Annotated in this window: 12 protein-coding genes; 8 read left to right on the forward strand and 4 right to left on the reverse strand. The window is 68.7% G+C overall.

Going from position 1 to position 14,772, the window contains the following annotated elements:
- Nucleotides 1-12: 12 nt before the first annotated feature.
- The 3 genes from ACFLIM_RS43985 to ACFLIM_RS43995 form a co-directional block, all read right to left on the reverse strand.
- The gene (locus ACFLIM_RS43985) at nucleotides 13-648 is read right to left on the reverse strand and encodes a TetR/AcrR family transcriptional regulator (protein ID WP_393175646.1); all 636 of its coding nucleotides are present in this window, start codon (nucleotides 646-648) and stop codon (nucleotides 13-15) included.
- Between the two features lie 90 nt (nucleotides 649-738).
- Nucleotides 739-2,934, reverse strand: coding sequence for a protein kinase domain-containing protein (locus tag ACFLIM_RS43990; protein WP_393175648.1), 2,196 nt, complete (start codon nucleotides 2,932-2,934; stop codon nucleotides 739-741).
- 193 nt (nucleotides 2,935-3,127) lie between these two features.
- The gene (locus ACFLIM_RS43995) at nucleotides 3,128-4,441 is read right to left on the reverse strand and encodes an FAD-binding oxidoreductase (RefSeq protein WP_393175650.1); all 1,314 of its coding nucleotides are present in this window, start codon (nucleotides 4,439-4,441) and stop codon (nucleotides 3,128-3,130) included.
- Nucleotides 4,442-4,559: 118 nt separating this feature from the next.
- On the opposite strand from ACFLIM_RS43995, the gene ACFLIM_RS44000 reads away from it, so the two are divergent.
- Nucleotides 4,560-5,111 carry a hypothetical protein gene (locus ACFLIM_RS44000; protein WP_393175652.1) on the forward strand — a complete coding sequence of 184 codons (552 nt, stop codon included), beginning with the start codon at nucleotides 4,560-4,562 and terminating at the stop codon, nucleotides 5,109-5,111.
- On the opposite strand, the gene ACFLIM_RS44005 is transcribed toward ACFLIM_RS44000, so the two are convergent.
- On the reverse strand, nucleotides 5,112-6,317 hold the full coding sequence (locus ACFLIM_RS44005; RefSeq protein ID WP_393175654.1) for an aminotransferase class I/II-fold pyridoxal phosphate-dependent enzyme: 1,206 nt from the start codon (nucleotides 6,315-6,317) through the stop codon (nucleotides 5,112-5,114). It abuts the gene before it with no gap.
- A 281-nt stretch (nucleotides 6,318-6,598) separates the two neighbouring features.
- On the opposite strand from ACFLIM_RS44005, the gene ctaD reads away from it, so the two are divergent.
- The 7 genes from ctaD (at nucleotide 6,599) to ACFLIM_RS44040 (ending at nucleotide 14,761) form a co-directional block, all read left to right on the forward strand.
- Complete coding sequence (gene ctaD / locus ACFLIM_RS44010) at nucleotides 6,599-8,326, forward strand: aa3-type cytochrome oxidase subunit I (RefSeq protein ID WP_393175656.1); 1,728 nt, start codon at nucleotides 6,599-6,601, stop codon at nucleotides 8,324-8,326.
- A 33-nt stretch (nucleotides 8,327-8,359) separates the two neighbouring features.
- Nucleotides 8,360-8,593, forward strand: a complete 234-nt coding sequence (locus ACFLIM_RS44015; protein WP_393175658.1) for a hypothetical protein — start codon at nucleotides 8,360-8,362, stop codon at nucleotides 8,591-8,593.
- A 5-nt stretch (nucleotides 8,594-8,598) separates the two neighbouring features.
- On the forward strand, nucleotides 8,599-10,332 hold the full coding sequence (gene frdA, locus ACFLIM_RS44020) for a fumarate reductase (quinol) flavoprotein subunit (RefSeq protein ID WP_393175660.1): 1,734 nt from the start codon (nucleotides 8,599-8,601) through the stop codon (nucleotides 10,330-10,332).
- A gap of 77 nt (nucleotides 10,333-10,409) precedes the next feature.
- The gene (gene sdhB, locus ACFLIM_RS44025) at nucleotides 10,410-11,177 is read left to right on the forward strand and encodes a succinate dehydrogenase iron-sulfur subunit (RefSeq protein ID WP_393175662.1); all 768 of its coding nucleotides are present in this window, start codon (nucleotides 10,410-10,412) and stop codon (nucleotides 11,175-11,177) included.
- Nucleotides 11,174-11,557, forward strand: coding sequence for a hypothetical protein (locus ACFLIM_RS44030; protein WP_393175664.1), 384 nt, complete (start codon nucleotides 11,174-11,176; stop codon nucleotides 11,555-11,557). Before sdhB ends, ACFLIM_RS44030 begins: the two co-directional genes overlap by 4 nt.
- Nucleotides 11,554-11,895, forward strand: coding sequence for a fumarate reductase subunit FrdD (gene frdD / locus ACFLIM_RS44035; RefSeq protein WP_393175666.1), 342 nt, complete (start codon nucleotides 11,554-11,556; stop codon nucleotides 11,893-11,895). Before ACFLIM_RS44030 ends, frdD begins: the two co-directional genes overlap by 4 nt.
- A 121-nt stretch (nucleotides 11,896-12,016) precedes the next feature.
- Complete coding sequence (locus ACFLIM_RS44040) at nucleotides 12,017-14,761, forward strand: immune inhibitor A domain-containing protein (RefSeq protein ID WP_393175668.1); 2,745 nt, start codon at nucleotides 12,017-12,019, stop codon at nucleotides 14,759-14,761.
- Nucleotides 14,762-14,772: the final 11 nt, after the last annotated feature.

Below are 14,772 nucleotides of genomic sequence, written 5' to 3' on the forward strand. Positions count from 1 at the left end.
GCCTGCTCCTGATCACACGCCCTCCTCCGCTGAACTTGACGCCGGCGTCAATCCGATGGCCTGCGCCCACAACCGCGTCAGATGATCGACGGCCACCTGCTCGTCGGCCCGCTCCCCGAGATCAAGCCAGACATGAGCGAAATGCTCCACCATCCCACCCAGCATGATCGCGGTGAGCCTGGGATCCAGCGACGGGTCCGCCAGCCCCTGCTCCTGCAGCCGCCGCAGCCCCTCGGCACCGCGCCGCACGAAGACCTCGCGCAACTCCAGCAGCAGCCGCCCGAACCTGTCGTCGCCGGTCGCGGCCTGTTCGACCATGCGCACCAGCCGCGAGTTCGTGGCCCAGGCCCGGAGGTAGAGCCGGTTCGCCGCCTCGATGCGGGCGTACGGGTCGTCCGGGGCCGCCGCGCCGACGACGCTCGCCGCGAACATCTCGCCGACCACCGCCTCCGCCACCTCGCCGAACAACGCCTCCTTGGACGCGAAGTACGTGTAGAAGGTGCCATGCGAGACCCGGGCCCTTTTGCACACGTCGTCGATCCGCACGGCGTCATACCCGTGCTCCTCGAACGCCTCACGCCCGGCCTGCAACAGCGCGGCCCGCGTCCGTCTGCCTCTGGAGGTCGGCGCCGGAGACTTGACGATCACGTCAACTACGGTAGCCGACGGGAAGCGGAGCGGATAGATGTCCGGCCACGCGCTGATGCCATGGGCTCCAGTTGACGCAGGTCGTTCGGGTTAGGTGCAGTGGCTCCAGCCGGACTTCCAGGTCTGCGTGCCCCACGAACCGCCCCAGATCACGCACTTCGCCTTCGCGGGCAGGCGGACCGGGCCCGCGTAGGCCGAGAACGCGCCGGGATTGCTCCCGCTGGAGCCGCCCTTGACCTGGAGAATCGCGTTCATCTTGATCTTGCCCGGGTACACCAGGCGCGACATCGTGATCACGCAGTTCTTGCCCGCGCTGGTGTTGTACAGCAGGTAGATCGTGGCGCCGCTGCCGAGCGCGTGCGAGTCGATGGTCTTATAGCCGGAGCCGCACACCGTGGTCGCCTTGTACGGGTTCGGCTTCAGCGTCGGGGTCGGCCTGGGCGAGGGCTTCTTCTCGGTGCTCGGGATGGTCACCGTGGGACCGGAAGAGGGCGCCTCCGTCGGCTCCCCCCCGGGTTCGATGATGTTCGTCTTCTTTTTCTTGGTCGGGGCGGGGGCGGGCGTCCTCGTGGGCCTGGGCGCGTCGGTCACCGGGTTCGGGACCTGGGAGACGGGCGCCTTCGTGTGCTCCGGCTTCTTGGTCTCGTCGGGCTCGCCGACGTCGACCGTGGGGACCGTGATCGAGGTGTCCGTCGGTACGGCGGGGGCGGGGGTCTGCTCGACGGCAGGGGGCTGGTCCGCGCCCGAGCCGTCGCCAGAGGGGTTCTGGGAGGAGTTGCCCACGGCCACCACCGGGACCTCCTTGGTGTTGGCCTGCACCACCACGGCGCCGACGACCACCAGGAGCGCCGCTGCGGCGGCCCCGGAGAGGGCGAGTGTCAACGTGCGGCGCTGCTTCGCGGGCGCGCCGTCACCCGGCCGCGACGGGCCACCCGGAGTACCTGGCCCGCCTGGGGCTCCTGCCTGAAAGGGGCGGCCTGGAGGCATGCCAGGGCCGTGTGGCGGCATGCCGGACGCGCCACGCTGAAGGCCGTAGTTGGGACCGCCCTGCGGGCCGCCGCTGCCACTATGGGGCATTCCGGCCTGCGGGCTGCCGTGGGGCGCCTGGGGGGCTCCGGACTGCGGGCCATGCGGCGCCTGAGGGCCGCCGTGGGCCGCGCCGGCTTGCGGGCCTCCGTGGGGCGAGCCGCCTGCCGGGCCGCCCGGCATGGTGGGACCGCCCTGGCCCGGGCCGTTGTGCGCAGCGGTCGCGGGACGGCCGTAGGGGCCGGTCTGCGGAGGCGCCGAAGGCTGAGGAGAGCTCCCGGGCTGCGGGCCCGTCTGGGGAGGGCTCTGGTGGCCGGGCTGGAGGTGACCCACGTGCTGGGGGCCGGTCGGCTGCGTCCAAGGGCCGGGATAGACGTCCTGACCCTGCGGCGGTGTCCCGCCCGGTGCGGGCTGGCCGCCCGTTACCGGTTCGATGGCGGACTTCGGGGCCGGTTGGCCGGTGAGGTGGACGATGAGCTCGTCGGCGCTGGGCCGCTGCGCCGGGTCCTTCGAGAGGCAGGCCTCCACCAGCTCGGCCAGCACCCCCTCCATCCCCCCGAGCTGCGGCTCCTCGTTCAGGATGCGGTTCATCACCACGGGGATGGAGTCGGCGCCGAAGGCGGGCTTGCCCGTCGCCGCGAACACCATCGTGACGCCCCACGCGAACACGTCGGCCGCCTCCGACACGGCCGCCCCGCTGAGCTGCTCGGGCGCCAGGTACGAAGGCGTCCCCATGGCCATCCCCGTGGCCGTGGCGCCCGGCGAGTCCAGGGCGCGGGCGATGCCGAAGTCGATCACGACGGGACCCTCGGGCCCCATCAGCACGTTGGCGGGCTTGAAGTCCCGGTGCAGGATCCCGGCGCGGTGGATGGCCGCGAGCGCGGTGGCCGTGCTGATCGCGAGACGTTCCAGCGCGGCGCCCCGCCGCGGCCCCTCGTTGATGACCAGCTCACGCAGCGAGGGCCCCGGGACGTACTCGCTGACGATGTACGGCCGGCTCCCGTCCAGGTCGGCGTGCAGCACTGGTGCGGTGCAGAACCTGGCCACCCGCTGCGCCACCGCCACCTCGCGCAGGAACCTCGTCCTGGCGTCGGTGTCGGCCACCAGGGCATGATGCAGCAGCTTGACCGCGACCTGTTCCCCCGAGTCGCTCCTGCCCAGATAGACAACGCCCTGGCCGCCCTCGCCGAGCCGGGCGACGATGTCATACGCCCCCAGCCGCCGCGGATCGTCCGCCGCCAACGGCGGGAGCTGATTCACGTCGGACCCCCATCACAACCCAATAGATGAGGCAAAACGCTACCAGCGTGACCCTTGAGACGTCTGCCGGACCTATCAGAAGTTTCGCGTTTTGACGAGAGATGTCAGCGTTTCGTCGCAGGTGGTGTGCATCTCAACGCCCAAGGTCACGGCTTGGTCAAGCCGGGATCGGTCCACGACCTGAGACGAATGATCAGATCGCCTTGCCGGGGTTGAGGATGCCCAGGGGATCGAAGACCGCCTTGATGCCCCGCTGAACCTCCGTGGCCACCGGCCCCGACTCCAGCGCCAGCCATCGCTTCTTGAGCAGCCCCACCCCGTGCTCGCCGGTCAGCGTGCCACCGAGCTCCAGCGCGTGCGTGAACACCTCGTCCGCCGCCGCCCACACCTCCGCGGGCGGCTCCACCGTCCCGTGGTCGAAGATGAAGACCGGGTGCAGGTTGCCGTCCCCGGCGTGCGCGACCGTGCAGATCTTCACCCCGTGCCGGGCCGCCGCCGCCTCGATGGCGCTGATCATGTCAGGCAGTACGGAACGCGGCACGCACACGTCCTCCACCAGGCAGGCCCCGAGCCGTTCCTTGGCCTGGTACGCCATCCGGCGCAGCCCGATCAGCTCCTCCGTCTCCTGCGGGCTGGAGGACACGGCCACGAACGACGCGCCGTTCTCCATGCACAGTTGCTCCATGCGCTCGGCCATCGCCTGCCCGTCCGTCGCGTCCGACTGGCCGATCAGCATGGCCTGCGTGGCGGGCTCCAGCCCGATGTTGCGCCAGTCGTCGATCGCCTCCAGCGTGGCCCGGTCCAGCAGCTCCATGAGCGACGGCTGGCAGCCCGCCGCCATGATCGCCGACACGGCCGCCCCCGCTTCCCGCAACGAGCCGAACTCGGCCGCGAACGTCGCCGGTGGCGCGGCCGGCGCCCGCCGCAACCGGACCGTGGCCGAGGTGATCACGCCCAGCGTGCCCTCCGAGCCCACGAACAGGCCCGTCAGGTCGTACCCCGTAACGCCCTTCATGGTGCGGCGGCCGGTGTTCAGGATCCGGCCGTCGGCCAGCACGACCTCGAGGCCGAGCGTCGAGTCCCTGGTCACGCCGTATTTCACGCAGCGCAGCCCGCCCGCGTTCGTCGCCAGGTTGCCGCCGATCGTAGAGATCTCGTACGACGACGGGTCCGGCGCGTACATCAGCCCGTGCTCCCTGGCGGCCTTGTCCAGGTCGGCGGTGATGACCCCGGGCTCCACCACGGCGATCTCGTCGGCGGGGGAGAGCTCCCTGATCGCGGTCATCCTGGCCAGCGACAGGACGACCGAGCCGTCACCGGCGGTGGCGGCGCCCGCCAGGCCCGAGCCCGCGCCGCGCGGTACCACCGGCACCCGGTGCTCCGTCGCCCACTTCATGGTGGTCACCACGTCGTCACGGGAGGCGGCGAGCACGACGCCGAGCGGCTTGCCCGGCTCCACGAACGTCCGGTCGCGGGCATAGGAGTCGATCACGTCTGGATCGGTCACAACACGTGCTTCGGACAGGGAGTTCACCAAGGCATCAATCGGTCTCACAACATGAACCTTACGGTTTGCGCAGCCCGTTCCTTACGGCCAGACTGCCCGGGTGGATGTCAGGTGCCCGGTGTGTTCGGAGACCGACCAGGTTGTCGCGGTCCCCGGAGCAGTCGCCGCCGGGACGACGTACCGGATCGGGCGGGTCAGGTTGCCCGGCGCGCGCGAGGTCGCGGATCTCCCCATGGCGGCGTCGCTGGGCGCGTCGAAACACGTCATGAGCCGTACGCAACTCGCGGTCTGGTTGTCGTTCCCCAGCCGCCACTACACGCCGTGGACCAGGAACCACGGCTACATCCTGCTCTGCGTGGCGGCCCTGGCACATCTGGTCGTGGCGCTGTTGATCGCGATGGGCCAGGACCCGGAGTGGGGCGAGGTGCTGCTCGCGCCGTTCTGCCTGACGGGGCTGTTCTGGGGGTTCGGGCTGCTGTTCGTGCTCGGTTCGTACGGCGCCCGCAAGCGCGACACGGTGGAGGCCCCCGCCAGGGAGAAGGCGCTGACCGTCTGGGAACGCCTCTGCTACTGCGCCCGCGACAACGTGGCGTTCGAGCCGGGGGTCGGCGTCTCGTTCCATCCGAGCGAGACGCGCGAGTACATCTTCGGGTTCCGGCACAACCGCTGATCAGTCGCGTTCCTCGGCCACCAGGCGGACGCAGACGGCCAGGCCGTCGATGGCCTGCGCCAGCTCGTCCGGCTCCGGGTACGTCGGCGCGATCCTGATCGTCCGGTCGGCGGGGTCGTCGCCGTACGGGTGCGTGGCGCCCGCGGGCGTCAGCGCGATGCCCGCGGCCTTGGCCTTCGCCACCACCTCGGCGGCGTGCGGCACCTCCAGGCTGATGAAGTAGCCGCCCTTCGGGCTCGTCCAGGTGGCCAGGTCGCCGAGCCGCTCGGTCAGCACCTTGTCCACCAGCTCGAACTTCGGCCCGATCAGCTCCGCGTGCCGCCGCATGTGCGCGGCCACGCCCGCGGTGTCTCGCAGGAACTCCACGTGGCGAAGCTGGTTGATCTTGTCGGGGCCGATGGACTGCTTGCTGGTCTGGTGCAGGAACCACTCGACGTTCGCCGGAGAGCCGCCGAAGAACGACACGCCGGCCCCGGCCAGCGTCACCTTCGAGGTGGAGGCGTAGACGAACACGCGGTCGGCGTGGCCCTGTCCGGCGCTGAGCGCCAGCAGCCCGGCCAGCTCGGCCGGGGTGTCGGTGAGGTGGTGCACTGCGTAGGCGTTATCCCAGAAAATCCGGAAATCGGGGGCTGCGGTGGGCATGGCGGCCAGCCTGCGCACCGTCTCGTCGCTGTAGACGATGCCGGACGGGTTGCTGTACTTCGGCACGCACCACATGCCCTTCACGCTCGCATCGGCGGCGACCAGGCGCTCGACCACGTCCATGTCGGGGCCGTCGGCGTTCATCGGGACGGGCACCATCTTGATCCCGAACCGCTGGCAGATCGTGAAATGCCGGTCATATCCGGGGACCGGGCACAGGAACGTGATCTCCGGCTCCTCCACCCACCGGCGCGCGGCGCCGGGCAGCGGGGTGAGCAGCGCGTGCACGATCGTGTCGTGCATCAGCGCCAGGCTGGCGTTGCCGCCCACGACGAGCTGGCCCGCGGGCACCTGGACCAGCGGCGCGAACAGCTCGCGCAACTCGGGCAGCCCCTGCAGGTTGCCGTAGTTGCGGCCGTCGGTGCCGTCGGCCGCCCGGTAGGACGTGGGCAGCTTCAGCATGTCGTTGGAGAGGTCGAGCTGGCGCGGCGACGGCTTGCCCCTGGTGAGGTCCAGCGAGAGCCCCTGCTGGACGAGGGCGGCGTAGTCACGCTGAGCGGTCACGAGATCTCCTCCGAATCGGCGGCCTGAGGGGGCCGGGTCCACCTCACCTGAGGTCGGTCGCGTTCAGCGGCCGGCCTCGGGTAGCGGTTTGTGCACTTACGAAGGATAGAAGACCGCACCGGATGAGCCGGTCCCATATCCGGCATCTGGACCGCCCGTGAAGCCCCCTGACGGCAAAGGTCTCGACCGAAAATGTTAAAGAACGACTTCCCGAGCGGCGATGGTTGGCGTGGAATGGGTAGATCGGGGCAGCCAACACTCCGCACTGGAGGGGAGCAGCCGTGACGACTGTTCGAGAGACCTCGATCGAGCAGGTCAGGCGTCGCCGTACCGGGACCGTCATCGCCTCCTGGATGTCGACGACCGACCACAAGGTCATCGGGTACCTCTACCTGATCACCTCGTTCGGGTTCTTCCTCGTGGCGGGCGTCATGGCCATGCTCATCAGGGCCGAGCTCGCCGCCCCCGGCATGCAGTTGGTCACCCAGCAGCAGTACAACCAGTTGTTCACCGTCCACGGCACGGTGATGTTGCTGCTGTTCGCAACCCCGCTGTTCGCCGGGTTCGCCAACGTGGTCATGCCGCTGCAGATCGGCGCGCCCGACGTCGCCTTTCCGCGGCTGAACGCGGTGGCGTACTGGTTGTTCCTGTTCGGCGGGCTGATGGTGGTGGCGGGGTTCTTCACGCCGGGCGGGGCCGCGGACTTCGGGTGGTTCGCCTACACGCCGCTGTCGTCGGTGGTGCACTCGCCGCAGGTGGGCGGCGATCTGTGGATCATGGGGCTGGCGCTGTCCGGCCTCGGTACGATCCTCGGCGCGGTCAACTTCATCACCACGATCATCGGCATGCGGGCGCCGGGCATGACGATGTTCCGGATGCCGCTGTTCGCCTGGACGGTGCTGCTGACCAGCATGATGGTGCTGATGGCCTTCCCGGTGCTGGCCGCGGCGCTGCTGGTGCTGGAGTCGGACCGCAAGCTGGGCACGCAGGTCTTCGAGGCGACCAACGGCGGGGCGATGTTGTGGCAGCACCTGTTCTGGTTCTTCGGCCATCCCGAGGTCTACATCATCGCGCTGCCGTTCTTCGGGATCATCTCCGAGGTGATCCCGGTGTTCAGCCGCAAACCGATCTTCGGCTACCTGGGGCTCGTCGGCGCGACCATCTCCATCGCCGGGTTGTCGATGACGGTGTGGGCGCACCACATGTTCGCCACCGGGCAGGTGCTGCTGCCGTTCTTCTCGTTCATGACCTTCCTCATCGCGGTGCCGACGGGCGTGAAGTTCTTCAACTGGATCGGCACGATGTGGCGGGGCCATCTGAGCTTCGAGACGCCGATGCTCTTCGCGGTCGGCTTCCTCGTCACCTTCCTGCTCGGCGGCCTGACGGGCGTCATCCTGGCCTCGCCGCCGCTGGACTTCCACATCAGCGACTCCTACTTCGTGGTCGCCCACTTCCACTACGTCGTCTTCGGCACCGTGGTGTTCGCCATGTTCTCCGGCTTCTACTTCTGGTGGCCGAAGATGACCGGCAGGATGCTCGACGACCGGCTGGGCAAGCTGCACTTCTGGACGTTGTTCATCGGCTTCCACACCACGTTCCTGGTGCAGCACTGGCTGGGACAGATCGGCATGCCCAGGCGGTACGCCGACTACAGCCCGACCGACGGCTTCACCCTGCTCAACGAGGTGTCCTCGGTCGGGGCGTTCCTGCTCGGGGCCTCGACGCTGCCGTTCCTCTACAACGTGTACAAGACCGCCAGGCACGCGCCCAAGGTCACGCTCGACGACCCGTGGGGTTACGGCAACTCGCTGGAGTGGGCCACCTCCTGCCCGCCGCCCCGGCACAACTTCACCAGCATGCCCGCGATCCGCTCCGAGAGGCCCGCCTTCGACCTGCACTATCCCCGTGAGCTGGGGAAGCAGGCGCCAGTGGTCGAGCCCGAGGAGACCTCGCAGGTCGCGCGGGACGAGACGCCAGAGGTCCCGCCCCGCCAGGAAACAACAGATTGATCATGGTGTTTCGCCTATCTAGGGAGATCGGCGATGACAGGCACGAAAATCCCCTTCATCCCCGAGACGGCCCCCTGCGGGAAGAAGTCCGGAGGTGACCGCCTCGTCGACGACGACGGCTACGGCCTGGTGATCCGCGACCAGTTCTTCGACTGCGGCTGCCGCCGGATCCGGCACGAGTACCACGACGGCAGCATCCACCTGTCCGCCATCCGCCATGACGGCAAACGGGTGAAGGACCCGATACAACCCGACCACGGGAAGTGACGTAAATGATCGATGTGCTCATCGTCGGAGGAGGCGGAGCGGGCCTGCGGGCGGCCATCGCGGTCGCCGAGAGGGATCCGTCGTCCAAGGTGGCGGTCGTGTCGAAGGTCTACCCGATGCGCAGCCACACCGTCTCGGCCGAGGGCGGCGCCGCCGGGGTGATCGGCGACGGCGACACGCTCGACGAGCACTGCTACGACACGATCTCCGGTGGTGACTGGCTATGCGACCAGGACGCGGTCGAGGCGTTCGTGGCCGAGGCGCCCCAGGAGCTGATCCAGCTCGAGCACTGGGGTTGCCCCTGGAGCCGCGAGAGCGACGGCCGCGTCGCGGTCCGCCCGTTCGGCGGCATGAAGCGGGAACGCACCTGGTACGCGGCCGACAAAACGGGCTTCCACCTCTTGCACACCTTGTTCCAAACAACCCTGAAATATCAGGACATCATCAGGTACGACGAGTGGTACGTCACCAAGCTCGTCGTCGACGACGGCCGGGTCCACGGAGTCGTGGCCGTCGAGATCAGGACCGGCCGCATCGAGACCATCGCCGCCAGGACCGTGATCCTGGCCACCGGCGGTTGCGGCCGCGTCTTCCCCTTCACCACGAACGCCGCCATCAAGACCGGCGACGGCATGGCCCTGGCCTACCGGGCGGGAGCCCCGCTCAAGGACATGGAGTTCGTCCAGTACCACCCGACGGGCCTGCCGTTCACCGGCATCCTCATCACCGAGGCGGCCAGGGCGGAGGGCGGCTGGCTGATCAACAAGGACGGCTACCGTTACCTGCAGGACTACGACCTCGGCAAACCCACGCCCACGCCGAAGCTGCGCAGCATGGAGCTGGGCCCGCGCGACCGGCTCTCCCAGGCGTTCGTGCACGAACAGCACAAGGGCCGCACCGTGGACACGCCGTACGGTCCCGTCGTCTATCTGGACCTGCGGCACCTGGGCGAGGCGAAGATCGACACCCGCATCCCCTTCGTGCGCGAGTTGTGCAAGAGCTACCAGAACCTCGACCCGGCCACCGACCTCATCCCGGTACGCCCGGTCGTGCACTACATGATGGGCGGCGTCCACACCGACATCGACGGCGCCACCCCCATCGCCGGGCTGTACGCGGCCGGTGAGACCGCCTGCGTGAGCATCAACGGCGCCAACCGGCTCGGCTCGAACTCGCTGCCCGAGATCCTGGTCTTCGGCCGGCGGGCGGGCATCGCCGCCGCCGAGTTCGCCAAGGAGCACAGGAGCGGGGAGGCGTCGGCCGTACGGACTCAGGGGGGTGACGAGCAGCGGCGCTTGGAACGCGCGCGCGAGGGCAGGAGGACCGGCGAGCGCGTCGCCGACCTGCGGGAGCAGATGCAGCACACGCTCGAGGGGGCGGCCGGCATCTACCGCACGGGCGACGTGCTGGCCAAGGCCGTCGACACGCTCGCGGAGCTGCGCGAGCGGGCGGAGGAGGTGCGATTCGACGACACGAGCACCGCGTTCAACACCGAGCTGATCAACCTGCAGGAGCTGCACACCATGCTGGAGGTCGCGCAGACGATCGCGGCCAGCGCGTTGAACAGGCAGGAGTCGCGCGGCGCGCACCAGCGCACCGACTTCCCCGCCAGGGACGACGAGACCTACCTGGCGCACTCGCTGGTGCACCGCGCGCCCGACGGCAGCCCGTCGGTCGGCCTGCTGCCCGTGACGATCACCCGCTGGCCTCCGGGAGAAAGGGTCTATGGCCGTGACTGAACCCGATGCAGTGAGCGGAGTGGGGGGCGCCGCGAAGCAAGCCGCCCGCGGAGCGAATGAGGAGGGTGAGGGAACAAATGGGCGCGCCTGATACCACCGAGCGGGTTCGGCAGGAGGCGGAGACGCGCACGATCCGGCTGGAGGTCGCGCGCTACCGGCCCGGCGAGGACGCCGAGCCGGTGTTCGAGGGGTACGACGTGCCGCTCATGTCCGACTGGGCCGTGCTCGACGGGCTCAACTACATCAAAGACCAGCTCGACGGCAGCCTGTCCTACCGCTGGTCGTGCCGGATGGGCGTGTGCGGCTCGTGCGGCATGACCGTCAACGGCGAGCCCAGGCTGACCTGCGGCACCTTCCTCACCGAGTACGGCGACGGCCCGGTCAGGATCGAGCCGCTGAAGGGTTTCCCCGTCATCAGGGACCTGGTCGTGGACATCGACGACTTCCTGGCCAAGTTGTCGTCCGTGCGCCCCTGGCTGATCAGGGAGGGCGAGGAACTGCCCCTGACCACCGAGTACGCGCAGACGCCCGCGCAGCTGGAGGCGTACAAGCAGTACAGCATGTGCATCAACTGCCTGCTCTGCTACTCGGCCTGCCCGGTCTACGTGCTCGATCCCGATTTCCTCGGCCCGGCGGCCATCGCCCTCGCCCAGCGCTACAACCTGGACTCGCGCGACATGGGCGACCGGTTCGACGTGCTCAACCTGGAGGACGCCGTGTGGGGGTGCACGTTCGTCGGCGAGTGCACGCGGGTCTGCCCCAAGCACGTGGACCCGGCCGAGGCCATCCAGCGCTACAAGCTGACCGCCGCGCTACGCTCGGTGCTGCCGTGGAGCAAACGATGACGACCGCGTACCGCGCGGGGCGCGACAGGTTGTGGTTCGCCCGCTCCCGCAACTACACCGTCTTCGTGCTGCGCGAGCTGACCAGCGTCTTCGTGGCCTGGTCGATCGTCTTCCTGCTGATGTTCGTCGACGCGGTGCTCGGCGGCGGCCTTCCGGAGTTCGCCGCGCTGGCCGCCCAGCCCTGGATGATCGCGATCAACGTGATCGCCCTGGCGGCGACCGTCTTCCACACGGTCACGTTCCTCAACCTCGCGCCCAAGGCCACCGTCGTCCGCCTGGACGGCTGGCGGGTGCCCGCCTGGATGATCCAGGGCGGCAACCACTCGGCCTGGGCGCTGATCTCCGCGCTGATCGCCTACTTCGTCCTGAGGTCCCCATGAAGCGCACGCTGGAGCCGTACCTGTGGTTGTTGTTCAGCGGCGGGGGAGTGGTGGCCGCGTTCGTGCTGCCGGTGCTCGTGCTGCTGTTCGGGGTGCTCATGCCGCTCGGCGTGGTCGACTGGCCGACGGCCGAGCACCTGCGGGCGCTGCTGGACAACGTGCTGGTGCGGCTCGCGCTGCTCGCCGTCGTCGTGCTCTGCCTCTTCCACGCGGCGCACCGGATCAGGTTCACCAGCGAGGAGCTGCTCGGCATCGCCAGGTTCGACCTGGTCATAGCGATGATCTGCTACGGGGGCGCGGTCGCGGGCGGGATCGCCGCCGCGCTCTTGATGTTCTAAATGTCGTAGTTTGATCACGTTTCAACAACGTACTTTACGATTCGTTGACCAAGCCTCTAGCGTCCGGCATTGCACACCCTATGGCCATGCGCCCGGCGATCCCGGGCAGAGAGGGTTCCTGGTGCCACGCACAAAGCGCCTGTTAGCCACATTCCCGGCGGTCGCCCTCCTCGGCGCCGCCCTGTCCGTGCCCGCCGCTCAAGCGTCGTCCGTCGCGCACTACGAGCCGTCGGCCTCGGACTTCTACATCAACTACGCTCCACCGAGGGTCGAGAAGGACCCGAAGGAGCCGACGCTCGCCAACCAGAAGCAGCGCTCGCTCACCCCGGCGCAGAAGTTCGACCAGAAGTTCAGCAGCGGCAACCCGGCGGCGGGTCGCATCCTCGCCGCCCGCGAGAACCAGGCCATCAAAACCGGCCGCAACCCCGCTGAATGGATCTTCAAGAACTCCAGGCAGACCCGTACGGCCAAGCTCCTGACGGTCCTCGTCGAGTTCAACGAGCAGGCCAACGACGACTTCTCCGGCTTCAACCGGCTGCGCACGATCAACAGCCAGCCCGACGACTGCGTGGTCGAGCCGCCCGGCACGCTCAAGAACGGCCCCCTGCACAACAAGATCCCCGACCCGGCGACCCTGCCGCACAAGGACAACAACTCCTTCTGGGTCAAGGACTTCAGCACCGACCACTTCAACAAGATGCTCTACACCGACAAGGGCATCACCCAGCGCGTACGTCCCGACCTGAAGGACCCGCGCGACGGCAAGCCGGGCATCGACGTCTCCGGCTTCACGATGAAGAAGATGTACGAGGAGATGTCGAAGGGCGCCTACTCCGTCACCGGCTCGGCGGTCGGCTGGATCAAGGTGCCGCACTCCGAGGCGTACTACGGCGCCGCGAAATGCGGCGGCGCTCCCCAGGACATGTCCGGCCACCCCGGCAACGAGATCGGCGCCCAGCAGCTGCCCATCGACGCGGTGGACGCCCTGGCCAAGGCCCAGCCGAACTTCCCGTGGGCCGACTACGACCTCGAGGACACCTCAGACGCCGACGGCGACGGCAACCACAACGAGCCCGACGGCGTCGTCGACCACCTGGTGCTGGTGCACGCCGGCAAGGACAAGTCCTCCGACGGCGGCGCCGAGGGCACCTACGCCATCTGGGCGCACTCCAGCGCGGTCGCCGGCGGCTACCACATCCCCGGCAGCGACAAGAAGATCTCCAACTACATCGTGCAGCCCGAGGACTCCGGCGTCGGCGTCTTCGCCCACGAGTACGGCCACGACCTGGGCCTGCCCGACCTGTACGACACCTCGGGCCAGGCCAGCTCGGCCGTGGACTTCTGGGACCTGATGTCCAGCGGCTCCCACTCCGGCCCGATCTTCCAGTCGATGCCGACCCACATGGGCCTGTGGGACAAGTGGGTGCTGGGCTGGGCGAACCCGAAGACGTTCAACCCCGGCGACGCCTCCAGGCTCGTCACGGTCGGCCAGTCCTCGCGCACGCCCAAGCTCACCGAGGACGGCCTCCGGGTGAACCTGGCCTCCACGCCGCTGAAGATGATCGACCCGCACAGCGGCTCGAACTCCTGGTGGACCAACCTGGACCAGGAATGGGCCAACGTCACGCTCACCCGCGACCTGCCCGTTCCCGCCGGGACGGATCTCAAGTTCTGGATGTGGAACAACTACGAGATCGAGCAGGACTGGGACTACGGCTTCGTGGAGGTCTCGACCGACGGCGGCGAGACCTGGGCCCAGCAGAAGGTCTACGACGAGGCCGGCACCGAGGTCAGCACGCCTGACGACTACCCGGACCCGAACAAGAACCTCAAGACGTTCGGCAACAAGAAGTACGGGCTCACCGGTAACACCGACGGCTGGCGGCACGACTACGCCAACCTGACGCCGTTCGCCGGGCAGACGGTCAAGCTGCGGCTGACGTACAACACCGACGCGGCCTTCACCCCGCGCGGCTGGCACGCCGACGACTTCCAGCTCACCAACGGCGGCACCGCGGTGTGGAGCGACGACGTCGAGGGTGGTGACAACGGCTGGCGGGCCATCGGCGGCACGTTCACCAACACCAGCGGCCAGGGCTGGACCCGCAACAACGGCGAGCGCGAGATCTCGCGCTTCTACCTGGCGGAGTGGCGTAACTTCGACGGGTTCGACCAGGGCCTGGCGTACACCTACGACACCGACTACTCCCGTGAGGGGTCGTGGAAGGTGCAGAAGCTGAAGTACAACGCGCCGGGCCTGCTGGTGTGGTACCGCGACTCGACGTTCACCACCAACAACATCGGCACCACCATCACAGCCCCGCCGAGCCTCGGCCCCAAGGGCAGCCTGCTGGTCGTGGACTCCCACTACGACCCGCTGCGCCGCACCGGGACCGCGGCCACGAAGGACCCGACGGCGAACAAGAACCTGCAGGGGCGCGTCCAGACGTCCAACGCGGCGTTCGGGTTCGGCAAGACGTACCCGTTCAAGGAGTGCATCGAGGCGGCGGACGAGCCGTTCAGCGCGTACTGCACGGACCTGCCCGCGCAGAAGGGCGTCTCGGCGTTCACCGACGCGAAGACCTGGTTCCCGGGCATCGAGGTGCTCAACGGCGGGCTCGCCTACCGTGACTTCGACGCCTCGGCGGTCGTGCCGTCGAAGGGCGACCAGGCGTACAGCACCCGCGTGGTGCACTCGGACGGCACCCCCGCCACGGAGCTGTACGGCCAGGTGGCCGCCGGCTCGGTGCTCGGCACCGGCAACCCCGGTGACGAGGGCAAGGCGCTGGGCGTGCAGTTCAAGCTGGTCAGCCCGCTGCCCGGCAACCTGGGCGCCATTGTCCAGGTCGTTCCCCCGAAGAAGTAAATCAAGGGGCC

Origin of the sequence: Nonomuraea marmarensis (assembly GCF_043197025.1) — a bacterium.
GTDB classification, from domain to species: Bacteria; Actinomycetota; Actinomycetes; order Streptosporangiales; family Streptosporangiaceae; genus Nonomuraea; species Nonomuraea marmarensis.